The sequence below is a fragment of the Thermodesulfobacteriota bacterium genome (genome assembly GCA_040754335.1).
GTDB lineage: Bacteria > Desulfobacterota_D > UBA1144 > Nemesobacterales > UBA2774 > 2-12-FULL-53-21.
This window is the reverse complement of the sequence record JBFMCV010000004.1, coordinates 273961-296694: the sequence shown is the minus strand read 5'-3', so window position 1 is coordinate 296694 and position 22734 is coordinate 273961. Positions and strand designations below refer to the sequence as shown.

Below are 22734 nucleotides of genomic sequence, written 5' to 3'. Positions count from 1 at the left end.
TTATATGAGAGGAAGGCAAGAGTCAATTGATTTGCCGTGTGAATAGTCTATAAGGTACGTTAATCGATAGAGTTTCCCCGAAAAACAGTTTAGCCGGGCAAGCCGCGCCGGGGCTCGGAACACTCCGTATATATGAGAAAATTTCTCCTCTGGATAGTTAAATTCATCATAAAAACGGTTCTCTTCATCATTCTCGCAACCATAGCGTTGGTTGCGCTCTACAGGTATGTCAACCCCCCTCTCACGCCTCTCATGGTCATCGGGTACTTCGGGGAAGCGAAAACAATAAAAAAGGAGTGGAGCGATTACAAGAATATATCGAAATATATGAAGCTCGCCGTGATTGCAGCAGAGGACCAGAAGTTCCCCTTGCACGACGGGTTCGATATAGAATCCATTAAAGACGCGATAGACGATAAGATGAGCGGAGACAGGTTAAGGGGTGCGAGCACAATAAGCCAGCAGACGGCGAAGAACGTATTCCTCTGGCCGTCGAGGTCATGGACAAGGAAAGGGGCAGAAGCATACTTCACGTTCCTCATCGAAAAAATATGGGGGAAGAAGAGGATATTGGAGGTGTACCTGAACGTCATAGAGACGGGGAAGGGAGTATACGGCGTAGGGAAAGCGGGCGAGATCTATTTCGGGAAATCCGCAGGGAGCCTCACGATAGAGGAATCGGCCCTCATAGCCGCCATACTCCCGAACCCCGTACGCATGTCCGCGGTAAGACCGTCGAAATATGTGCTTGAGCGGCAGCGCTGGATAATGGGCCAGATGAATAACCTGGGAACGGGGTATCTGAAGAAGATCGAATGAATCACCGTTACTGGGCCGGATACGCTCCATGTGCCGATTGACACTCCGGGAGACCGGATGTAAAACAATAATTACAACGCAAAGGAGAGAAAACAAACACATGGCAAACGAGACAGCGCTAATAACGGGGGCGTCTTCGGGGATCGGGCTTGAGCTCGCGAGGCTTTTCGCGGCTGACGATTCGAACCTCGTGCTCGTCGCGCGGAGGGAGGAGAGGCTCCAGGCGCTTGCGGACGAGCTCAAATCCGAATTCGGCGTCGACGTCTTTATAATGCCGAAAGACCTTTCGGAAAAGAGCGCCCCGAGGGAGATCTTCGATACGCTTGAGAAAGAAGGCTTGCAGATCGACGTCGTCGTAAATAACGCGGGGTTCGGCGCACGCGGAAGCTTCGCCGACCTCGGCGAGGAAGCGCAGATAGATATGATCATGGTCAACGTGACGGCGCTCACACACCTGACGAGGCTCTTCCTTCCGGGCATAATCGAAAGGGGGCGCGGCGGAATACTCAACGTCGGCTCGCTTGCGGGTTTCCAGCCCGGGCCCAACCTCGCCGTCTACTACGCGACGAAGGCTTATGTGCTTTCGTTCACAGAGGCGCTTTCAGAAGAAATCAAAAACCCGAATATAAAGATCACCTGCCTCGCGCCTGGCCCCGTGAGGACGGAATTCGGATCTAAGTCGGAGCTCGACGACTCGCTTTTATTCAAGATGAGCCTCATGGACGTCGAGCCCGTGGTCAAAGCGGGATATGAGGGGTTTAGGAGGGGGGACGTCATAGTGCTCCCCGGGATTAAGCAGAAACTGATACCGTTCCTCCTGAGATTCACGCCACGGTTCCTCGTGAGGAAGATAGTCAAGTCTCTTCAGTCCTGAATTCCGAACGCCCGAATTCTTCTCATTTCCGAATCCGATGCCTCAACAAATCGATTGCCCTCCGTTCTCCGCTGTGATATGATTAGATTTCGTATTAATGGGTATCGCTTAGACGCAAATTAAATACGTTAAGAGGGATGAGCCGATGAATATCTTCAAAACGCTTAAAAGTGAACAAAAGCGGGCGCTTCAATTGCTGTGCCTCCTGTCTCTTCTTTTCATCTGCGGCTGCCAGTGTGAGGGGGAGTTAGGAACAAAAGCAAATAAGGCAGGCACTATTAGCGCAACAACTAATGCATTTGATACGAAGTAGAGCGTAACCAGTCAAAAGGAGGAGGATTCTTTAAATGAAGCTGTCGAAGAGAATAACCAGGACCCTCAGTATGTCACTTATATTCATTAGTCTCGCTGTCGTGTTCGTCGCGCCGGGTGTGATGAAGTGCTCAGGCTCGGTCGACGTGCCCGAAGGGAAGTCCTCGACCCAAATCTAGCACCGCCGCATTAAACAAAACGCCGGAACCGATCGAGGGGTGTTTGCACGGAGGGAGCACCCTTGGAGGGGTTATTCCGCAAAAAACCTCTCGAGCCCCGCTATCACTTCCTCCGAGCTCGCTATAAACTGACCGCATTCGGGAAGTGAATCGAGGAAGTACCTGCCGTAGAATTTGCTTATTATCCTTCTGTCGAGCACGAGCACGACGCCCCTGTCGCTCCTAGTCCTTATCAGCCTGCCGAACCCCTGCTTGAATTTGAGCACCGCCACGGGGACGCTGTAGTCGGTGAACGAATTAATGCCCATGCTCTCCATATGCTCGACACGGGCTTCGATTATAGGCTCGGTCGGGACCCTGAACGGGAGCCTAGTGATCACGACCAGCCTGAGCGCGTTCCCCGGCACGTCCACGCCTTCCCAGAAGCTGTCGGTCGCAAACAGAACCGACCCGTCCTCGACCCTGAACTTGTCGAGAAGCCTTGCCCGCGGCAGCGCCCCCTGCTTGAGAGTGAGGAGGCCCGACGATTCCAGCTCTTCATGTATCTGTCTGTACACGCTGTCGAGAAGGGAATATGAAGTGAAGAGGATAAGGGCGTTCCCGCGCGACGCCTTGACCGCATCCAGTATGAGCGGGGTGATTGCCCGTGAGTATTCCTTCGTGCCTGGCTCCGGGATATCGGTCGGGATCGATAGCAGAAGCTGCTCGCCGTAATTGAAAGGCGACGGCAGAATGAGCTCCGATACCCTCGTTTCGTCCATGAGGCCGAGCCCCGACTTCAGGAACTCGAAATCCTTTCTAACCGCCATCGTGGCTGAAGTCATTACGACCGTATCGCATCTAGAATAGAGCCTATCTTTCAGCGGCTGCGATATATCGAGTGGAGAGAGTCCGAGTCCCGACACGATCGTACCCCGTCCCATCCTGCCTTCCACCCACCTCACGTAGCCGTCGTCGTCCCGGCTGAGGAATGTCGCGATCACGTCCGAATAGTAGTCGAGCTTGTTCGCGACTCCCCTGAACTCGACTATGAGCCTCGCGAAATCGTTCTCGCCCTCGTAATCGAGCAAGAAATCGGTGAATGACTTTATCTCCTCGTGTAGCTCCTTGAGCCTTATCCTCAAGACCGAGAACTTCCTGTCTATATCCTCCCATCCCTCCCGCGAAAAAGCCGATTCCGTAATCCTGATGCTAACCTCCTGGCTTTCGGGCTCCTTCTCCTGCATGAGCAAGATAGAGAAGTTATAGAGCGCATCGAAGGCGTCGGCGACATAATCCTCGGCCGCGTCCACCCTCGGAGAGAGGTTCTGCTCCACCCTCCTCAACACGTCGTTCACTATCCCCTTCCTCACCGCTTTCATCAGCTTCGCCGCGAGGGACGCGCTGTAGTATATGAGACCCTTCGATTCCCCGCCCTTCCCTCTCCTCTTCATCCTCCTCAGAATCCTGATAATGCCGTATTTGGTGGCCCTCATCCCGAAGTGAGAGGTCGCGGCGTCCGTGATATGGTGTGCCTCGTCGAAGATTATCCTCCTGAAAGGGGGGAGTATGCCGGCGTCGCTCTTCTCTGAGGCGCCTTTGATGGATAGGTCCGAAAAGAGGAGGTGATGGTTGACGACGAGGAGCTGCGAAGAGGCGATCTCCCGCCGGGATTTATAAAAAAAACAGCGGGAGTAATAAGGGCACCTCGCTCTCAAACAGCTGTCGCTCTCGGCCGAGACTTTGTCCCATACGTCGTCGGGAGGGCTGAAGCTGAGATCCGACAGAGACCCGTCCTCCGTGACCTTCGCCCATTCGAGGATATCCGATATGGTGCCCACCTCGTCCTCGTCCGCGATCTCGAAGAGCCCTTCGTTCACGGTTTCCGTCCGCAGGAGGCAGAGATAATTCCCCATGCCCTTGACGAGAGAATAGTTGAATTCACCGCCGAACGCCTCGTGCACGAGAGGGATGTCTTTATCTATGAGCTGCTCCTGAAGGTTTATCGTGTTGGTCGATATAACGACCCTCTCGCCGTTCTGGATCGACCACGCGGCCGCCGGTATGAGGTATGAAAGCGTCTTTCCCGTCCCGGTGCCGGCTTCTATGAGAGAGATAACGTTCCCGTTGAACGCCCCGGCGACGGCTCCGAGCATCGCGAGCTGCTCGTCCCTCAACTCGAACTTGTCGCCCATCAGCCGGGCGATGCCGCCTTCGGGAAGGAGGAATTCCCTCATCTTATCCATATCAAGGGGCTCGACTTCCCTTTCGGCGAAGGGCTCCACGACCACGTACACGCGCGAAGCTGTGTTGTCCACGATGTAGAAGCCGATGCCGTCGTTGCCGAATACGGAGGCCATACGTATATCGTGCTCGGAAGGCGTGAGGTTCCCCGAGGGGTGGTTGTGAATGACGACCTCCCCCGGCATGGCTGAATCGATAACGGCGGGGACGGAATTGTTGTTCCCGCGTGCCACCACGCGCACCTCGTCGATGATGGTGCCTTCAGTAAACGAGCCTACGAAAAAGACCTCGTTCCCCGAGGCTTCCTCGATACTGACCCTGATCAGGTTTTTCGCGCGGGACGAAAGGAGCTCCTTCTGCACGGAGAAAAGTCTACATCATCCGGGGAACTTTCACAGACCGTAAAACTCGCGGTATATTGCTTAATTAAACAGTTTTGGTACGTTATCAGGTTGAATCGTCCGGAGGGGTGGCCGAGTGGACGAAGGCGCTGGTCTCGAAAACCAGTAGAGTCGTAAGGCTCTCGTGGGTTCAAATCCCACCCCCTCCGCCAGTTTGGGAATGACAGAGCCGATATAAAAGCATGAGCAACATTAACAGCGATAAAAAAGAGTTGTCACCGGAACAGCGTGAAGAGCTGCTCAGAGCGTTGAAATCCCGTTTTGAGAAAAACATGAACCGCCATAAAAGTCTTGAATGGGCTAAAGTACAAACAAGGCTGGAAGCTAATACTGCAAAACTGTGGTCACTCAACGAAATGGAAAGGACCGGCGGTGAACCGGATGTTGTCGGTCATGATAAAAAGACGGGCGAATACATTTTTTATGATTGTTCAGCGGAAAGTCCTAAAGGCCGGAGAAGTCTTTGTTATGACCGTGAAGCACTGGAATCGAGGAAAGAACATAAACCGGAAAATGACGCTATTGATATGGCAGCTGCCATGGGCATCGAGCTTTTAACGGAAGAACAATATCGGGAGTTGCAGCAGCTTGGAAATTTCGATGCGAAGACGTCGAGCTGGGTGAAAACACCTTCCGATATCAGAAAACTCGGCGGAGCCCTCTTTTGTGACCGCCGCTACGGCGCTGTCTTCGTGTATCACAACGGTGCAGAATCCTACTATGCCGCCAGGGGATTCCGCGGCTCGCTAAGGGTCTAAATTTTGCACAAACAGCCAAACCTGAATTCGAGAACGGATCACCTGAAAAAAGAAAAGAATTTTCGAACAGACACCGTCGAGTGATTTGCTTTGCTATAAGCAATGTTCGCCCCTGCCAAATTCCCTGAGACACGCGGAATCCGACTATCAACGAACCCCCAGCCGATATATCTTGCCAATCCAAAATATTTTATACTAATTACGAGTTAGTTGATGGGGAGGGGACTAAACATGATCAACACAAAGCACCTGCTTAAGGTTACTTCGGCCTGGGTGAGCGTCGTCTATGCCGTGTGCTACGCAGGAGTGGCGATTTATCCGCCGATTAGGGATTTGTTCATGCAGTACGCACTGCATATGAAAACCACTATCCCGTCCGAATATTTCGGTATCGGTTATTTCATCTCCGGCCTGATTATCTGGAACATCGTCGCCCTGCTCGCCGTCGCGCTCTTCGCATACCTGTTCAATACTTTCAAAAAATAATCGAAAGAATTTGCTGCCAAAGAAAATTTTGATACATTTACATTATGAGAAAAATAATCGTAACAGAGTTTGTAACTCTAGACGGCGTGATACAGGCGCCCGGAGGCCCTACGGAAGATACATCGGGCGGCTTTGCATACGGCGGCTGGATAGTTCCGTACTCTGATGATTTTTCTGGCAAAGTCATGAGGGAGCAGATGAAACAACCTCTTAATTTGCTTCTTGGCAGAAGAACATTTGAGATATTCGCATCATACTGGCCCCAGCATGAGGACCAATGGCCCGGCATTAACGATGCCGTCAAGTATGTGGTTTCGAATACAATGGACAAGCATGAATGGAAAAATTCTGTTTTTATAAAGGGAGAGGTGGTGGAAGAAATTAAGAGACTAAAAAAAGAAGATAGACAGGATATCAAAGTCTGGGGCAGTGGTAACTTAGTTCAAACACTTTTAAAAAACGATCTTGTGGATGAGTTATGGCTAAAAATATTTCCTATCACGCTTGGGTTAGGTAAGCGCCTCTTTGCTGACGGTACTATCCCTACGGCGTTTACGCTCATTGATTCAAAGGTTTCACCAAAGGGCGTTATTTTTGCTAGTTACAAGCGCGCGGGAGAAGTGAAAACTGGATCGTTTTGAGAATTTAAAAGAATTTGCCGCCAAAGAAAAACTTGAAAGTCCTCTTACGTCATTATAATTAGAAAGATGTAATTGCATTAAATAAAGAGAGGTGAAATATTATGGATAAAGTAGTGCATTTCGAGATACCGGTTGACGATCTGGACCGCGCCAAGAAATTCTACAGCTCCATATTCGGCTGGGAGCTTCAGGATTTTCAGTTTGCCGAAGGCATGACGTACACGGGCGTGAGGACAGTCCAGGTTGACGAGAAAACGTATATGCCCAAGGAGCCGGGCGCCATAAACGGCGGAATGACGAAGCGTACTAAGGACGTATCCGCCCCTATCATCACTATCCATGTCGCCTCTATAGACGAATACATAAAGAAAATCGAAGCCGCGGGCGGCAAGACCGTAATGCAGAAGCAGGAAGTCCCGGATATGGGTTTTTACTCCTACTTCATCGACTCCGAAGGCAACGTGATCGGATTATGGGAGACTATGAAGAAGGATTAACAAAAATTGTCCTCTCGAAATCGAATAATCACCCGATGCCTTAAAACGCCAGGAGCTATGCCCGGGCAATTAACGAAACGAGCATGAGTAAAAAAACCACGGCGCACTGGTGCGATTGGTCGGGAAACTCGATCGAGCACCTCGTGCTTAACGAGACTCGCGATCATATAAACGCAGCATCGGTAATCATATCGAAAGACGGTGATAATCCGTACGCTGCGCGGTATGAAATAATCTGCGACCCCGAATGGCGTGTCACACATGTAAGCGTCAATCTAGTTGGGGAAGACCTAGGTGTTGAGCTTTCGGGCGACGGGAACGGCAACTGGCATGACAAATCCGGAGATAAGCCTGAGTTGAGGGGAGCGATAGACGTAGACATTTCTACCACGCCTTTTACCAATACGCTGCCTATACGGCGGCTGAAACTCGGAGCAATGCAGACGGCGGATATTAATACAGTCTATATACGCCTGCCGGAGCTTATCGTTACGACGGACGCCCAGCGATACACCTGCCTCGATCCCGGCAGGCTCTACCGGTTCGAGTCGCTCGACGGTGATTTCGTGAGAGATATCGAGGTCGACTCCGACGGGCTCGTAGTTACGTACCCCGGCCTCTTCAGGAGAATCATATAGTTGCAAGTTCCCGAAGACCAAGGCTTCGCTCCATATGCCAAAGAAAATGTCATCTGCGCCTCTATATTTATATATATAGTCAATTATATCTGTTTGCTACAAATAATTTTGCCCGGAACGGCGGCTCAGCCGATCGAAACTGATAAACCCGGATTCATCAGGAGAGAAGGTTTTTGTCCGGCCGACAGTATAAGGTGTAGGTAATCCGATAATATCAGGAATAATTTAAGGAATCGGTCCACGTCAAATATATCGATATACAGGGAAGCCGATTGGTTATAATATTAAAATCAAATATATCCCCCGGAGAAAAAATTAATGAGAAAAGGACTGGTTACACTGGTAATTCTATGCTGCACTCCTTACATCTCCGATTTGATTCCCGAAACATCCGCCCTGGAGGACATAGACGGCAGAGACCTTACGAACAGGTCTGCTGCCAGCACTATAGACTCCAAGGTTAGTCCGAAGCTGACAGAAGTCATCGGCAGGATAGCGGAGACTGGCGCCGCCAGAAACGGCATAGAGAGCCTGAGCGCAAAGGATTTTTCCACCCCGCTCGTCAGGGTGGACGACCAGGGGAACATTCAGGTTTACGTGCAGATGAGCGAGCCGGGCGATGAGAATATCGGGCAGTTAAAAGAACTGGGCATGGTCACCGAGGTCGTAAATGAAAACCTGAATATAGTCCAGGGCTGGCTCCCATACGGCAGCATTGAACAGGCGGCCGGGCTCGGGTTCGTCTCCAAGATAACGCCTCCCAGTTATGGCTATCCGAGAGAGGGCTCGGTCACCACGGAAGGCGACGCGATAATGGGCTCGGACGAAGCGAGGGAGACGTTCGGCGTCGACGGCTCGGGCATAAAGGTAGGCGTCATATCGGACGGCATCGACTCGGTCGCGGCTTCCCGGATGACGGGCGACCTCCCGAATATAATACAGGTGGGCGACGCCGGAACCGGGGACGAGGGCACGGCTATTCTAGAGATCGTGCACGATATAGCACCCGGGGCCAACCTCGCGTTTCACAACGGGACTACAACGCTCAATTTCATCGAGGCTATCGAATTCTTCACCGATATCGGCGCCGACGTAATAGTAGACGACATTGGTTTTCTTTCCGAGCCCTTCTTTCAGGACGGCTCCGTTGCACAGGCCGCGGCACAGGCGGTCGCAAACGGCATTATATATGTCTCTGCAGCCGGGAACGACAGTGACGCCCATTATCAGGCCGTGTTCGTCGATACAGACCCTGAGGACGCCGAGACCGAGCTCCACGATTACGGGCTCGCGGCAGGAGAAGGGAGCGATGTGGGCATGACAATCGAGCTGCCCGCGAACAGGAGCTCGGTCGTCGTGCTCCAGTGGAGTAACCCCTTCGGAGAGGCCTCAGACGACTACGACCTCTTTCTCGTCGACCCGGATACGGCGGAGATTATCAGCTCGAGCACCGATACCCAGGACGGCGACGACGACCCGATAGAGATAGCGAGTATATCCAACGAAGGGCCGGGCACAGGATTCTACGATATAGTCATAAATAAATTCAGCGGCGAAGACCAGACGCTCGAAATCTTTTTTAACCTCGGAGGTGATCCCTTAGAGTTCAACGTCCCTGAAGACAGCGTATACGGCCATCCGGCTGCGCCCGGCGTCATTGCGGTCGGCGCGACATTCAACGGTGAAGTGGACTTCTTCAGCTCGGAAGGTCCCTCGTCCATATTCTTTCCGCCGACAGTTACGGTTTCGAGCCTCCCGTCCGATCGGGCGGCGTCACTCCTGGAAGAAAGGGATACGCCGACGGTCGTCGCGCCTAACAGGGTATCGACGAGCGTTCCGGGATTCTTCAGCTTCGCCGGCACATCGGCATCCGCTCCGCACGCGGCCGGGGTCGCGGCGCTCGTGCTTCAGGCCCTCGGATTCGGAGCCGATATAGAATCCGCCAATTCGGCGGAATCCTCAATCATAACAGCCAGGCAGGTCGAAGAGGTTACGGATATTATTACCGGCACCGCAGACGACCTGTCGCCGGCAGGCTTCGATAATATTTCCGGCTTCGGGAGCATTAACGCCTGCGCAGCGGTAGCGGAAGCCCTGGGAGAAGACGGGTGTAACGGCGTCGAACCCCCGCCCGGCGACGGTGACTCGAACGACAGCGGCGGATGCGCCATCTACGGCTCAGGCGGGAACGAAATCGCAGCGGTAACCGCGTTTACAAATATTCTGATCCTGATGATTCCGGTCTTTGTAACCGCGATCGGTTTCCTCAGAAGAAGGAAACAGTGAATGAAGCTCTTGATTATCGGCCTTGACTGCGCCGACCCGAGGTTCGTCTTCGGATGGAAGGACGAGCTTCCCAACATCGGAAAACTCATGGACAAGGGTGCATACGGACCCATGCTTTCCTGCCACCCCCCGATCACGGTCCCGGCGTGGGCCGTGATGATGAGCGGAAAGGACCCGGGGGAGCTCGGGTACTACGGCTTCAGGAACAGAAAAGACTACTCCTATGACGGATACACAATAGCGAACGCAACGGCCGTCAAGTGCGACAGGGTGTGGGACATACTCTCCCGCGCGGGTAAGAAGGTAGTGCTCCTTGGCGTGCCGCAGACATACCCGCCCAAACCCGTAAACGGCTGCGTCGTAAGCGGCTTCCTCGCGCCATCGACGGAGAGCAATTACACATACCCCGCCCCACTCAAAGACGAGATAGAAGAAGTATCGGGCGGATATGTTCTCGATGTGGAGAATTTCAGGACGGACGACAAGGAGGGACTCCTCGGACGGATTTACGAAAAGACCGGGAAGCATTTCAAGGTCGCCAAGCACCTCATAAAGACAAAGCCCTGGGACTTCTTCATGCTGGTCGAGATGGGTGTCGACCGCATTCACCACGGGTTCTGGAGCTTCGTTGACCCGGAGCACAGGAAGTTCGAGCCTGGCAACCCATTCGAGGGCTCTATAAAGGAATATTACAAATACTGCGACAGAGAGATCGGAGAGCTGCTGTCGATCGTACCCGAGGACACGGTCGTGATCGTCATATCCGACCACGGGGCGAGGAAAATGGAAGGTGGCATATGCTTTAACGAATGGCTCATCAGGGAAGGGTATCTGACGCTAAGGAATTATCCGCGGGAACAGACGAGGATCGCCGACGTGGAGATCGACTGGAGCAAAACGCTCGCGTGGGGTGACGGCGGGTATTACGGCCGCCTCTTCATGAACGTCAAGGGGAGAGAGCCCGAGGGGATAATAGAGCCCGGGGATTACGAAATGGTCCGCTCGGAGCTCATCCGCAAGATCGAGGCTATCCCGGGACCCGACGGCGAGGACATCGGCACTAGGGCGTACAGGCCCGGGGACATTTACAGGGAAACGAACGGAGTCCCCCCCGACCTGATCGTCTACTTCGGCGCTCTCGGCTGGCGCTCTGTCGGGAGCGTCGGACTCGGAAACATACACACTTTCGAGAACGATACGGGCTCGGACGAAGCCAACCACGACTGGAACGGGATATTCATACTCAACGAAAACGGGTGCAGGGCGGGGAACCTCGAGGGGGGTTACAGGGAAGGAACCAGTATCTATGATATAGCGCCCACGGTGCTCGATCTCTTCGGAATGAGGATAGAGGGCGAGATGACGGGGCAAAGCCTGACCAGGACGAGGAACGGCGGACTGATCGGCAGGATCAAGAGGATCTGGAGCTAGGAGAATCCCGTGAAGCAGTCAAAAGCGGTACGGAATTGACTAAGTTGTAACGGGGTGGGAATAATATAGCGAAATGCGGCGAACCGGCGACTCGGCAAGACAGATAATGATAGCGGCACTGGCAGTTTCTCTCTCGATCGCTCTACTCGACGCGTCGATCGGAATAGTAACGACTGAAACCAAGTTCCTGATGTTCAGGTCGATCCTGCTCCCCGTTGCTGTAACAGCCGGGTTTTCATTACTCCTGATTCTGGTCTTATGGTATTTCATGGGGGCGAGGCTTGCGAAGAGGTTCGATCTCGAAATCATACCCGCCGTCGTATCGCTTGGAATAGGAATCGGGGTCACGGAGCTCCTGATCTCGCTCAACCATCGCGATTTCAACGCCGACTGGGCCGCGTTCAGGACAGAATTATTAGCCTTTATCGTCATATCGGTTTTCGCGCTCGTCATATCGTATCACGTGTCGAAACGGATTTACCGGTCTCAATCGGGAGCGCTCGCCGGTTCCATGCTGAGCATCATGATGCCCCTGCTGCTGACTATCGTCATGATCATGATCTGGCTCAACAAACACAGCGAGGTCACGGTCTACGATTTATCCCTGGGTTTTATTACTATAGTCATAATCACGCTCGGGTTATTCTTTCTGCTCGTAAAGACGGGGTTCAATACGGCCGTTCCTCTTTCGGTTCTGATGGTCCTGGCGATCGGCGGCGGCCCGGTTTATTTCGTGATGTCGGAAAAAACCTACGAGCCCTCAGCAACCGGCTTCACGCCGTCGTCCGACCACAAAGTGAGGCATGTGATATTGATCAGCATAGATACGCTCAGGTCAGACGCCCTCTCCTCGTACGGCAGCGAGCGTATATCGACCCCCAACATAGACGGTCTGGCCATGGACGGCGCTTTGTTCAAAAACGCTTACTCGGCCGCGCCCTGGACTCTTCCGTCCTTTTCGTCCATGATGACCGGGGTGTCCCCTACCGTCCATAAAACTATCGCGTTCGATTCCGTGTTACCTGAGAAATTCAAAACGATCGCCGAGTACCTGCGGGACTCCGGTTATTACACGGCGGCGATAGGCGACAACTTTTATCTCCATCCGGAATTCAATATAGACCAGGGCTTCATGGAATATAATTTTTACCCGAGACGGCAAATGATAGTCGATTCGTTCGGCGCGTTCCTGATAAAAAAAACATACCCTCGCGCGATGAATCCGTACGCGTCCACCGGAGAATTGACCGATATGGCGATCGACTGGATCGGGAAGAACAGGGACTCCGATTTCTTCCTGTGGGTGCATTATTACGACCCGCATTTGCCGTACACGCCGCCGAGAGAATACATTTCCAAAGACGCAGTGCCCGACGGTTTCATAGGTTACAAGCTCGAGAGCGCGTCCGCGATAAGGGACGGACATTTCGCCCCCAACGCCTCACAGAGGAAATGGATAAAGGAGCTCTATGACGCCGAGGTCCGTTATGTCGATGCGAACGTAGGGAGGCTGCTTGACGCGTTCAAGGAGAACAGCCTCTATAAGAGCTCGCTGATAATACTCACGAGCGACCACGGCGAAGAATTCTGGGACCACGGCGGGTTCGAGCACGGCCACACTCTCTATAACGAGCTGATTCACGTCCCGCTCATAGTCAAGCTGCCCGGCAGGCATACGGGAATAATCGTTGAGGAGGAGGTTACTACTCAAAGCCTCATGCCGACCGTGCTCGACATAGTGCGAATACCGAACGAAAGCGCATCCGCAACAGCAGATTCCCTGGCCCCGCTGCTAGCCGAAAGCCCCTCTTCTTATGCCGAGGAGCCTTTAGTAAGCACGGGTCTTCTTTACTACGAAAACAGGGAGGGGGTAATTTTCAGCGGCACTAAATACATCCAGAGCCTTGTGACGGGGCGTGGCGAGCTCTACGACCTCAAGACTGACCCGGGGGAGCAGAGCCCGCTCGCGCTGTCCCGGAACAAATTAAAAACCGATCAGGCCAAAAACATAATGGAAAACCACGGCCGGAAATCAGAGATGCTGACCAAGGAGCTAGGCGTCACAAACACGGAAAAGGCAGCTCTGGATAAAGAAAAGACAGAGAAGCTCAAGGCGCTCAATTACATCCAGTAGCCCTTTCTCAGTCAAGATGTCAGTAAAGACCCGCGAGAACCCCGACAGGAAATGACATCATATAAAAACTCCATTAGAATACCGGATTAAATGCCGAGGAAAAATCTGAAAAAAATAGCTGCTACATTAGTTATTTCTCTGGTCCTCTGTCACGCTCTAACCGGAAGCGCTCACGCATATATAGGGCCCGGCGCGGGGTTCGCGTTTTTGTCGTCCTTCCTGATACTCATAGTGACGTTCGCGCTCGCAATCTTCTACCTTCTTTCCTGGCCTGTACGCTATGCGGTGAGGGCCCTACTGCGGAGCGGCAGGAGAGCGAAAAGCAGCGTAACACGCGTGATAATAATAGGGCTCGACGGCATGGACCCGAAGCTGTCCGAAGAATTCATGAAAAGGGGAAAGCTCCCTAACTTTGCGAGATTGACCGAGCGGGGTACTTTCACGTCTCTCGCGACGAGCTACCCCTCCATTTCACCCGTTGCATGGTCCTCCTTCATGACCGGTGTCGACCCTTCGCACCACAACATATTCGATTTCATTACGAGAGACCCCTGCACGTATCAACCGATGCTCACCTCAGCCGAAATAGGTAAAGCTTCGAAAGTGCTCCCGATCGGGAAGTACATGATACCGCTCGGGAAGCCGAGGATGAAGCTGCTGAGGAAAGGCCGCCCCTTCTGGAAGATTCTCGGCGAGCACGGGATATGGAGCACAGTTCTGCGCGTCCCGATAACGTTCCCGCCCGAGAAATTCAACGGCGTAATGCTCTCCGGCATGTGCGTCCCCGACTTGAAGGGCTCGCAGGGCACATTCGCGCACTATACGACCGACAAGGATAAGAACGAAGTCGAGACAGGAGGGGTAAGCAGGTTCGTGGAAATAAAGGACGGGGTGATCGATACGCTGTTATACGGCCCGGAAAACAGCCTCGTCAGGTCAGGAGAGGAAATCAAAATCCCGCTGAAAATAAGGATCGACAAGGGCGCCGGGAAGGCGTTTATCGATGTATCCGGACAGCGCTTCGGGCTCGCGCCGAGGAAGTACTCCCCCTGGATAAGGCTTTCGTTCCCGGCGGGGCTGGGAATAAAAGTGCACGGCATATGCCGCTTTTATATAAACACCCTCGATGAGGGGTTCGATATGTACGTTACTCCCATCAACATCGATCCCGAGAATCCGGCCCTCCCCATATCCCATCCCTTCATATATTCCATATACCTCGCCAAGCTCCAGGGCTCGTTCGGGACGCTCGGGCTCGCGGAAGACACCTGGGCGCTTAACGAAGGCGTGATAGACGAAGACGCATTTTTAGAACAGGCCTACCTGCTCTACGAAGAGAGGGAGAAGATGTTTTTTAACGCTTTGGAGAGAACCCCGAGAGGGCTCTGCACGTGCGTCTTCGACACGACCGACAGGGTACAGCACATGTTCTTCCGCTGCCTCGATGACGGCCACCCGGCTAACAAGGGCAAGGAGACAGAGAAGTATAAGAACGTCATAGAAGACCTTTATGTCAGGATGGACGGGCTGATCGGCAGGGCCCTCGAATACACGGACGACAAGACGGTGCTGATGGTGATATCCGACCACGGATTCACCCAGTTCAAACGGGGAGTCAATCTGAACAGCTGGCTCTTTAAGGAGGGATACCTCAAGCTCAGGGAAGGCCGGAGCACGAGCGGCGACTGGTTTCAGGACGTGGACTGGGAAGGGACGCGCGCTTTCTCGCTCGGACTCGCCGGAATATTCATAAACAGAAAGGGAAGGGAAATGAAGGGGGTTGTAGAGGAAGGGGAAGAGGTCTCGCTCCTGAAGTCCGAGCTCATAAGGAAGCTCACGGGACTCAGGGACGAGCAATGGGGAGACGTGGCGATAAGGGAGGTCATAGACACGGACGCCTCTTCAACGGGACCTTACAAACACGACGCACCTGACCTGCTTGTCGGTTATAATGCGGGGTACAGGAGCTCGTGGACGTGCGCCGTGGGGCGCGTTACGGAGGACGTGTTCGAGGATAACACGAAACACTGGAGCGGCGACCACTGCGTCGATCCCAAAATAGTGCCGGGCGTCATTTTCTCGAACCGCAGGATAGCGAAAGAGAACCCTCACCTTAACGATATGGCTCCGACAGTGCTTAAGCTATTCGGCGTGGGGATACCAAACTATATGAAAGGAAAACCTCTCTTCGATGAACCGGCGGAGATCGTTCAGGAAGGCGGGAGTGAATTCGAGGAAGAGGAGAAGAAGAGAGCGGTCTAAAATCGCAACGAAAATTTACCCGTCACTCTTGCCCGAGAGGCTAAAACCACTATAAAAATTAACACGACGGCTGCTAGATGAAACAGAACTATTTGTCCTTTTTAAGAAATTCAATCTTCTTTTCCGTATTTATCGCGCTCCTGCTCTTATCAGCGGGATGCGGAGAAGGTGAGGCGCCGTCCCATGCCGGTGCGGACGGCACGGACAAGAAGATGATAGTCATAGGGTTCGACGGCATGGACCCGAAAATCGTAACGCGCCTCATGGATGAGGGGAAATTGCCTAACTTCAGTAAGCTCAGCGAAACGGGCGGCTACATGCCTCTCCAGACGAGCGTCCCTCCGCAGAGCCCTGTAGCCTGGTCGGACTTCATCACCGGCATGAACCCGGGCGGGCACGGAATATTCGACTTCATCCACAGGGACCCCGAAAACGTCTTCCCCTACCTGTCTACTTCCAGGACCGAATCAGCCGCAAAGACCGTCAGAATCGGCAAATGGGTGATACCTCTCTCCTCGGGCAATGTTTCTCTGCTGCGTCAGGGCAAGGCGTTCTGGGAGTACCTCTCGGAGAACGGCATCCCTACGACTGTATTCCGCGTGCCTGCGAATTTTCCGACTGTGGACGATAAGGCCTACCAGCTCTCGGGAATGGGCACGCCCGATATACAGGGCACGTACGGGACTTATTCGTATTATACCGACGAGGACACGGACAAATTCGAGAACCTGTCGGGCGGCAAGATTTTTCCCGTCGACGTTTTCAGGAATAAAGTCCGCGGCAGGCTCCCCGGGCCTATTAATACGTTCAGGAAAGACGCGCCCGAGAGCAGGGTGGATTTCACCGTTTTTATAGACCCCGATAACGCGGTAGCGAAAATTTCTCTCCAGGGCAAGCAATACATAATCAAGGAAGGCGAGTGGAGCGACTGGGTCAGGATAAATTACGAATTGCTGCCTTATATGGAAAAGGCGAGCGGGATAGTGCGCTTTTACATTAAGGAGCTGAGGCCTAATTTCAAGATGTATGCGACGCCCGTAAATATCGACCCATCCAATCCCGCCCTCCCTATCTCCACGCCGGAGGATTACTCGGCCGAGATAGCGGAGAATGTGGGTCTCTATTACACGCAGGGGATACCGGAAGATTCAAAAGCTCTGTCAGAGCTTGTGCTCGAAGACGGCGAGTTCCTCGACCAGACGAACATAGCCTTCGGCGAGGAGCAGGATATGCTCGGCTACGAGCTCGGCAGGTTCCGCTCGGGACTCCTCTTCTTCTATATCGGCAGGGTCGACCAGCTCTCGCATATGTTCTGGCGCACGATGGACCCGAAACACCCGGCCTATGACAAAGGGAGCAAGCTCAAAGCGGTGATCGAGAACACATATATCGAAATGGACAAAGTGCTCGGGCGCGTGCTCGACTCTATCGACGGCTATACCACCGTCATCGTACTGTCCGACCACGGATTTGCCCCGTTTTACAGGGCATTTAACCTTAATACGTGGCTCAAGGAAAACGGATACGCGCACCTTATCGACGACTCCGAGGGCGAGTTCTTCAAGAACGTAGACTGGGACAAGACGCGCGCATACGGGGTCGGGTTCAACGGTCTCTTTTTGAATTTGAAGGGCAGGGAGTTCAAAGGGACGGTAGAGCCTGCTGACAGGGATGAGCTCCTCGACGAGATATCCGAAAAGCTCCTTACGATTAGGGACCCCAAAAACGGGGAGCAGGTGATTTCAAGGGTTTACAGGGCGGAGGAGGTATACAGCGGCCCGTATCTACAGGATGCGCCCGACCTCATAGTGGGTTACAATAAGGGGTACCGGGCTTCCTGGGAGACCGTGCTAGGCAGTTTCCCCGAGGGGATACTGAGAGACAACAAGCAGAAATGGAGCGGAGACCACCTTATGGAGGCCGCGCTCGTACCGGGCATCCTGCTCTCGAACAAGGAGATAAAGTCGGAAAGACCCGCACTCACGGACCTGGCCCCGACGATCCTAGAGGAGTTCGGGATCCCGAAGCAGGACGGGATGATAGGCCACAGCATATTCAAGGAAGATATTACCGGAAATAATTAACGCCTGTATAAGGAGGAACATATATGTTCGGCGGATCGAAAATAAAACTGGATAAGGACCTGCTAGAGAGATGCAGGAAGCACGCCGAGGGAGCCGGCTATACGTCGGTCGAAGAGTTCATAGCGTATACGCTCGAAAGGGAAATAAAGAAGGGACAGAAACAATCCCCGGAAGATGAAGAAAAGGTCGCAAAGAGACTCAAGGGACTCGGATATATCGAGTAGACAAGAAAGTATCGTAAGAGCCGCAGTGAAACCACGCCTCCCCTGCGCATGGAGACGGCTCAGCGGCTCTCATTTTCGGCAATGGAACAAATGCAGAATTTCAATTCAGCGGTAAGCGGGTTCTTTAACATTATCATCTCGCCTTTCAAAGCAATCGATCCCGTATGGTCGCTCGCAGTTTTCTCGCTCCTCATCGGAATACTGATGCTGATAATCTTCCGCTTCACGTCCGACCAGCAGAAGATCAGGGAGACCAAGAGCAGGATAAGGGCCTATATATTCGAGCTCAGCCTTTTCAAGGACGATATAGGCATAGTGCTGTCGGCGCAGAAAAATATTTTTATCTACAACCTCAAATATATAAAATACGCGCTCAAGCCGATGCTCTTCATGATGATACCGCTCGTGCTGATCCTGATCCAGCTCGAGAGCTGGTACGGCCACCGGCCGCTGAGACCAGAAGAGACGGCGATAATCTCCCTCAAGCTCAAGTACGGCGTCGATCCTATTCCGGACATAACGCTTACGACCGGCGAGGGTGTCGATATCGAGACGCCTCCTTTAAGGATCCCTGACGAGAGAGAGGTGGACTGGAGGATACGGGCGAAGGAACCCGGAGCGCACGAACTGAAGTTCAAGATGCCTGGCCAAGATGCCGTACAGCAAGTAATTGTTTCGGAAGACGGCCTCGCGCAAATTTCTCCGCTCGTAGCCGCATCGGACACGAGAGACATGCTCCTGAATCCCGCACTGAAACCTATCTCGGAAGGATCGATCGTGGAGTGGATCAGGATCGATTATCCCGCGAACTCGATCGGGATATATAAATGGCGCGTCCACTGGCTCGTAATAGTATTCGTCTTATCCATTGTCTTCGGATTCGCACTCAAAGGACTGTTCAGGGTAGAAATCTGAGAGCGGCAACGGGATTTAAAATCGGCTTTACAATCACGCAGAAATATTTTGGGTAGAAGCGCGGGTCCACGCCTCAGGACGTGAGGTTAAGCGTGATCCTTCTCTTTTCGACGTCGGCCGCTGTCACCTTTACACGAACGGTCTGGCCTATGTCGAACCAGCGCTTCCTCCAGTTCACGATGCTGTCCTTGGGAACGAGGCCCTCGACGAAGACCTCCTTGACCTCGACGAACATGCCGAATGGAAGGACGCTCAGTATGACCCCTTCATACTCCTGTCCGATATAGGACTTCATCAGATACGCCCTCTCGAGGTTAATGGCTTCCCTCTCGATCTCGTCGGCGTACCTCTCCTTCTTCGATGCATGCTCGGCTACCCAGTCGAGGGATTCCTTGTCATAGGGATGCGAGCCGTGCTTGAGGAGGGAGTTGGTAATCCTGTGGACGATCAGATCGGGGTAACGCCTGATCGGAGAGGTGAAATGCGTGTAATGCTTTATCGCGAGCCCGAAGTGACCTTTAGTTTCGGTCGAGTATGTTGCCCGCTTGAGAGAGCGGAGTATGAGCATGTTGACGGCTATCTCCTCGGGCCTCCCCCTGCTCATGTTTATAATGCGCTGGAAGTTGAGCGTATCCACCTTTCCCCCCGTCGAGAGCGTATACCCGAGCTTCTTCAGTCCTTCCGAGAGCTCGAGCATGGATTCCTCATCGGGCATTTCGTGGATCCTGTAGAGGGAATCCGCTTCGGCGCGGCATGTAAATACGGCGACCGCCGTGTTGGCAGCGATCATGAACTCTTCGATCAGGCCGTGCGCCAGGTTCCTCTGAGTCCTGACGACGTCAACGATCCTTCCGAGCTCGTCCCTTATGAGGTCGGGCTCCGGAATATCGAAATTGAGCTCGCCCTTTTCCATCCTCGTCGACCTTATATGCTGGTAGAGCTCGTTCATCATGAAGAGCTTCTCCGTTATCTGCTTCTCTTCGAGAGGCACATGGTCAGAACCGCCGAGCCTGGCCGCGACCTTGGAGTACGTAAGACGGGCCGCGCTCCTGATTACGCTGTTGTAAATCTTGAAGTCCGTCATCTGGCCCTTGCGGTTGAAATCCATCTCGACCGTTTTCGTAAGCCTGTCCTTGTAAGGCACGAGGCTGCAGAGGTCGTTCGAGAGCCTTTCGGGAAGCATCGGCACGACCATGTGCGGCATATAGACGCTCGTCCCCCTGCCCAATGCCTGGTTGTCTATCTCGCTCCCTACTCCCACATAGTAGGAAACATCGGCGATCGACACCAGGAGCCTGTATCCGGAATGAGTCCTCGTTATACCGACCGCGTCGTCGAAATCCTTGGCGTCGTCGTTATCGATAGTGAATATTATCTCGTTCCTTAGGTCGACCCTCTTCCTGATCTCGCTTTCGGGTATCTCGTCCGGTATCTCGGCCAACTCCCTCATCGCTTCGGGCGGAAATTGTTCCTCAAGCTCGTATTCCACAAGCAGGCCCTTTTTCTCGACCTCGAGGTCCCCTGCCCTGCCGAGGACGTCCACAATATGACCCTTTACCTTCCGGCTCGTCGAAACCCCGCCGCTTATCTCGAATACGACGAGGCTGTGGTTCCTCAGATTCTTTATTTCGCGGGCCTGGAGGTAAATATGGGGTATCCTGTCGTCCTTCGGTATTATCTTTCCGGTATTCCCCGTCCTGACGAACTTACCGAGTATCTTGCCGCCCTTGACCATCCCCTTTATCAGGGCGTTCGTCCTTCCGGGCTCGGTCTTGGCCTTGGTGGGTTCCTTTACGGCGGAATATATGTACCCGCCCTTGGTCCTGCCTATCTTCCCGTCCGTCACCATCTTGCCCAGCACTTTTTTAAGGAGCACTCTCCCTTCCTTGGGCACGCCCAGCCGCCTGGAAAGCTCCTTGGTCCTCATAGGACGGTGAGAATTATTCTTTAAAAGCTTTAGAATTTCTTTTGGTTTGGGAATCCGCATATACAAATCAGTAGAAATTATAGTTCACCTTCGATGGGTAGTTTGAAATATTATCTGTTAAGGACAAGCGGGGTCTCGTTCCGTTAAGAGAAAATAATATCTAGTAATGTTACATATATTATGGATTAAGTTCAAACCTGCGCCCCGGCCGCGCATCCGGAGGGATGTTATCCGAACCAGACTGCGGGTGTTGAATATGCGGTAAAATTCAGATAATATTATGTCCGCTCGGCGAATTATATAATGATTAAGGAGTGTTGATACAACATGCTCAGAAAGAACATACCCGGCGCAATACTGGTGATTCTGATAGTTCTCTCGTTTATCGCTACGGGTTTTTATCTAGGGGTAAAGATTAACTGGCAGGCGTATTTCAAGATTCTTTCAATTGTAGCCGTGATCGCCGTAATAGTCTCGGCGATCATCAACACAGTCCCCGCAGGGAATAAAAATAAATAGTTACAGCTCCCCAATCCGCCTCAAAAAAACTACTCCGACATCAGGGCGTAATTATCAGCTCGCTCTGCCTCCCGGCCGCGACCTCCTCTTCGGGATGATAACGCAGTATATGGACGAGGTAGCTTTCCGGGCTCGAATCGTTCTCCATATAGAACTTTGCCTCTTTCAGGAATTCGTCAACGACAGTGACGGCAAAATCTATAGTAATCCTGTCTTCCCGTATGTCGGGTGTGTCCTTGAGGTCCGTAAGCGCGATCAGTATGCGGGTCGAGAGCTCGTTGGCGTAACTGTTCTCGCTCTGGTGCTGGTAGATGAGCCCCTTTTTCTCAGTATCGAGGGTGCTCTTCACGAGGGCGAGCGCGGCTACGACATCGTCGTTCCTGAGCTTCCTGTTTGCACGGAATGCGTCTGCGAATATCTTCTCGATCCTGGCGAAAACGGCGGGGTTCCGGTTGTAAAGCTCCGCCCTCCGCACGTAGCTCACCGCGCCTTCCTTCCTGAGCCTCTGGTGCATTACCTTGAGCTGCTGATGCTTCTGCCCTTCCACGAAGTAGGCGCAGTCGAGCGGGCATTTTATCTCGACCCCCCTCTTCTCCCCGCAGCACACGGGACATATCGACGATCTCAACGCCGGACAATGCCTCTTCGCTTTCCGCTTACCGCAGCTTACACACTTCATCGGATTAACCTAAAATGACCTGGGAGTGATGTTCTCCCTGACCCACTCGATGATCTCGTCGGTCGAGACGCCAGGCTCGAAGAGAGCCTTTACTCCCTTGGATTTCAATGCTTCGATATCTTCCTTGGGGAATATACCGCCTCCGAAGACCGTAACGTCGCCTATGCCTTTCTCTTTCAAGAGGCGCACCACCTCGGGGAAGATATAATTGTGAGCGCCCGAGAGGATGCTCAACCCGACGGCATCTACGTCTTCCTGGAGCGCCGTCTCCACTATAGCCTCGGGCGTATTGTGGAGTCCCGTATAAATGACCTCGAACCCCGCGTCTCTCAGCGCGCGCGCTACTATCTTAACGCCCCTGTCGTGACCGTCGAGTCCCGCCTTCCCTATCAGAATCCTCGTTCTCGAACCCTCACCCATGCCGAACACCCGGTAGTTCCCTGGT

Annotated in this window: 20 protein-coding genes and 1 tRNA gene; 17 read left to right on the top strand and 4 right to left on the bottom strand. The window is 53.1% G+C overall.

Translation table 11 applies throughout. The features are described from left to right. Window positions 1-132 precede the first annotated feature (132 nt). From mtgA to AB1598_10285, 3 genes are all read left to right on the top strand, one after another. On the top strand, window positions 133-819 hold the full coding sequence (gene mtgA, locus AB1598_10295; protein MEW6145395.1) for a monofunctional biosynthetic peptidoglycan transglycosylase: 687 nt from the start codon (window positions 133-135) through the stop codon (window positions 817-819). A 100-nt stretch (window positions 820-919) separates the two neighbouring features. Next, complete coding sequence (locus AB1598_10290) at window positions 920-1693, top strand: SDR family oxidoreductase (GenBank protein ID MEW6145394.1); 774 nt, start codon at window positions 920-922, stop codon at window positions 1691-1693. Between the two features lie 347 nt (window positions 1694-2040). Next, complete coding sequence (locus AB1598_10285; GenBank protein MEW6145393.1) at window positions 2041-2184, top strand: hypothetical protein; 144 nt, start codon at window positions 2041-2043, stop codon at window positions 2182-2184. Window positions 2185-2255: 71 nt separating this feature from the next. On the opposite strand, the gene AB1598_10280 is transcribed toward AB1598_10285, so the two are convergent. Continuing rightward, entirely contained in the window at window positions 2256-4769 is a 2514-nt protein-coding gene (locus tag AB1598_10280; protein MEW6145392.1) for a helicase C-terminal domain-containing protein, read from the bottom strand. A gap of 101 nt (window positions 4770-4870) precedes the next feature. On the opposite strand from AB1598_10280, the gene AB1598_10275 reads away from it, so the two are divergent. From AB1598_10275 to AB1598_10215, 13 genes are all read left to right on the top strand, one after another. After that, window positions 4871-4960, top strand: a tRNA-Ser gene (locus AB1598_10275). Window positions 4961-4990: 30 nt separating this feature from the next. After that, window positions 4991-5566: a DUF4256 domain-containing protein gene (locus tag AB1598_10270; protein MEW6145391.1), complete on the top strand. Its 576-nt coding sequence runs from the start codon at window positions 4991-4993 to the stop codon at window positions 5564-5566. Between the two features lie 231 nt (window positions 5567-5797). Then, entirely contained in the window at window positions 5798-6052 is a 255-nt protein-coding gene (locus AB1598_10265) for a DUF5676 family membrane protein (protein ID MEW6145390.1), read from the top strand. A gap of 44 nt (window positions 6053-6096) precedes the next feature. After that, window positions 6097-6693: a dihydrofolate reductase family protein gene (locus AB1598_10260; GenBank protein MEW6145389.1), complete on the top strand. Its 597-nt coding sequence runs from the start codon at window positions 6097-6099 to the stop codon at window positions 6691-6693. Between the two features lie 101 nt (window positions 6694-6794). Next, complete coding sequence (locus tag AB1598_10255; protein MEW6145388.1) at window positions 6795-7190, top strand: VOC family protein; 396 nt, start codon at window positions 6795-6797, stop codon at window positions 7188-7190. A gap of 83 nt (window positions 7191-7273) precedes the next feature. Beyond that, entirely contained in the window at window positions 7274-7828 is a 555-nt protein-coding gene (locus AB1598_10250; protein ID MEW6145387.1) for a putative glycolipid-binding domain-containing protein, read from the top strand. Window positions 7829-8146: 318 nt separating this feature from the next. After that, complete coding sequence (locus tag AB1598_10245) at window positions 8147-10114, top strand: S8 family serine peptidase (GenBank protein ID MEW6145386.1); 1968 nt, start codon at window positions 8147-8149, stop codon at window positions 10112-10114. Further along, entirely contained in the window at window positions 10115-11545 is a 1431-nt protein-coding gene (locus tag AB1598_10240; GenBank protein ID MEW6145385.1) for an alkaline phosphatase family protein, read from the top strand. Between the two features lie 73 nt (window positions 11546-11618). Continuing rightward, window positions 11619-13679 carry a sulfatase-like hydrolase/transferase gene (locus AB1598_10235; GenBank protein MEW6145384.1) on the top strand — a complete coding sequence of 687 codons (2061 nt, stop codon included), beginning with the start codon at window positions 11619-11621 and terminating at the stop codon, window positions 13677-13679. 90 nt (window positions 13680-13769) lie between these two features. Continuing rightward, on the top strand, window positions 13770-15941 hold the full coding sequence (locus AB1598_10230; protein ID MEW6145383.1) for an alkaline phosphatase family protein: 2172 nt from the start codon (window positions 13770-13772) through the stop codon (window positions 15939-15941). 77 nt (window positions 15942-16018) lie between these two features. Beyond that, window positions 16019-18025 carry an alkaline phosphatase family protein gene (locus AB1598_10225; GenBank protein MEW6145382.1) on the top strand — a complete coding sequence of 669 codons (2007 nt, stop codon included), beginning with the start codon at window positions 16019-16021 and terminating at the stop codon, window positions 18023-18025. A 23-nt stretch (window positions 18026-18048) separates the two neighbouring features. After that, window positions 18049-18249 (top strand): hypothetical protein, encoded by a 201-nt coding sequence (locus AB1598_10220; protein MEW6145381.1) that lies wholly within the window; start codon window positions 18049-18051, stop codon window positions 18247-18249. Between the two features lie 90 nt (window positions 18250-18339). Next, window positions 18340-19164 carry a hypothetical protein gene (locus AB1598_10215; GenBank protein MEW6145380.1) on the top strand — a complete coding sequence of 275 codons (825 nt, stop codon included), beginning with the start codon at window positions 18340-18342 and terminating at the stop codon, window positions 19162-19164. A gap of 73 nt (window positions 19165-19237) precedes the next feature. Here the strand turns inward: AB1598_10215 and AB1598_10210 are convergent, their stop codons facing one another. Continuing rightward, window positions 19238-21091 carry a VacB/RNase II family 3'-5' exoribonuclease gene (locus AB1598_10210; protein MEW6145379.1) on the bottom strand — a complete coding sequence of 618 codons (1854 nt, stop codon included), beginning with the start codon at window positions 21089-21091 and terminating at the stop codon, window positions 19238-19240. A gap of 327 nt (window positions 21092-21418) precedes the next feature. Between AB1598_10210 and AB1598_10205 the strand changes: the two genes are divergently transcribed. Beyond that, a complete protein-coding gene (locus AB1598_10205) occupies window positions 21419-21610 on the top strand; it encodes a hypothetical protein (GenBank protein ID MEW6145378.1) in 192 nt (63 codons plus the stop codon). Between the two features lie 40 nt (window positions 21611-21650). Here the strand turns inward: AB1598_10205 and AB1598_10200 are convergent, their stop codons facing one another. Beyond that, window positions 21651-22289: a hypothetical protein gene (locus AB1598_10200; GenBank protein MEW6145377.1), complete on the bottom strand. Its 639-nt coding sequence runs from the start codon at window positions 22287-22289 to the stop codon at window positions 21651-21653. Window positions 22290-22298: 9 nt separating this feature from the next. After that, a complete protein-coding gene (locus AB1598_10195; protein ID MEW6145376.1) occupies window positions 22299-22709 on the bottom strand; it encodes a cobalamin B12-binding domain-containing protein in 411 nt (136 codons plus the stop codon). Window positions 22710-22734 lie beyond the last annotated feature (25 nt).

What these genes read in the sequence shown, in the direction of transcription:
- AB1598_10285 (MEW6145393.1), top strand. Translation starts at nt 2,041, where the DNA reads ATGAAGCTGTCGAAGAGAATAACCAGGACCCTCAGTATGTCACTTATA.
- AB1598_10215 (MEW6145380.1), top strand. Translation starts at nt 18,340, where the DNA reads ATGCAGAATTTCAATTCAGCGGTAAGCGGGTTCTTTAACATTATCATC.
- AB1598_10220 (MEW6145381.1), top strand. Translation starts at nt 18,049, where the DNA reads ATGTTCGGCGGATCGAAAATAAAACTGGATAAGGACCTGCTAGAGAGA.
- AB1598_10255 (MEW6145388.1), top strand. Translation starts at nt 6,795, where the DNA reads ATGGATAAAGTAGTGCATTTCGAGATACCGGTTGACGATCTGGACCGC.
- AB1598_10200 (MEW6145377.1), bottom strand. Translation starts at nt 22,289, where the DNA reads ATGAAGTGTGTAAGCTGCGGTAAGCGGAAAGCGAAGAGGCATTGTCCG.
- AB1598_10230 (MEW6145383.1), top strand. Translation starts at nt 13,770, where the DNA reads ATGCCGAGGAAAAATCTGAAAAAAATAGCTGCTACATTAGTTATTTCT.
- AB1598_10240 (MEW6145385.1), top strand. Translation starts at nt 10,115, where the DNA reads ATGAAGCTCTTGATTATCGGCCTTGACTGCGCCGACCCGAGGTTCGTC.
- AB1598_10250 (MEW6145387.1), top strand. Translation starts at nt 7,274, where the DNA reads ATGAGTAAAAAAACCACGGCGCACTGGTGCGATTGGTCGGGAAACTCG.
- AB1598_10245 (MEW6145386.1), top strand. Translation starts at nt 8,147, where the DNA reads ATGAGAAAAGGACTGGTTACACTGGTAATTCTATGCTGCACTCCTTAC.
- AB1598_10265 (MEW6145390.1), top strand. Translation starts at nt 5,798, where the DNA reads ATGATCAACACAAAGCACCTGCTTAAGGTTACTTCGGCCTGGGTGAGC.
- AB1598_10235 (MEW6145384.1), top strand. Translation starts at nt 11,619, where the DNA reads ATGCGGCGAACCGGCGACTCGGCAAGACAGATAATGATAGCGGCACTG.
- mtgA (MEW6145395.1), top strand. Translation starts at nt 133, where the DNA reads ATGAGAAAATTTCTCCTCTGGATAGTTAAATTCATCATAAAAACGGTT.
- AB1598_10260 (MEW6145389.1), top strand. Translation starts at nt 6,097, where the DNA reads ATGAGAAAAATAATCGTAACAGAGTTTGTAACTCTAGACGGCGTGATA.
- AB1598_10195 (MEW6145376.1), bottom strand. Translation starts at nt 22,709, where the DNA reads ATGGGTGAGGGTTCGAGAACGAGGATTCTGATAGGGAAGGCGGGACTC.
- AB1598_10290 (MEW6145394.1), top strand. Translation starts at nt 920, where the DNA reads ATGGCAAACGAGACAGCGCTAATAACGGGGGCGTCTTCGGGGATCGGG.
- AB1598_10210 (MEW6145379.1), bottom strand. Translation starts at nt 21,091, where the DNA reads ATGAGGACCAAGGAGCTTTCCAGGCGGCTGGGCGTGCCCAAGGAAGGG.
- AB1598_10270 (MEW6145391.1), top strand. Translation starts at nt 4,991, where the DNA reads ATGAGCAACATTAACAGCGATAAAAAAGAGTTGTCACCGGAACAGCGT.
- AB1598_10205 (MEW6145378.1), top strand. Translation starts at nt 21,419, where the DNA reads ATGCTCAGAAAGAACATACCCGGCGCAATACTGGTGATTCTGATAGTT.
- AB1598_10225 (MEW6145382.1), top strand. Translation starts at nt 16,019, where the DNA reads ATGAAACAGAACTATTTGTCCTTTTTAAGAAATTCAATCTTCTTTTCC.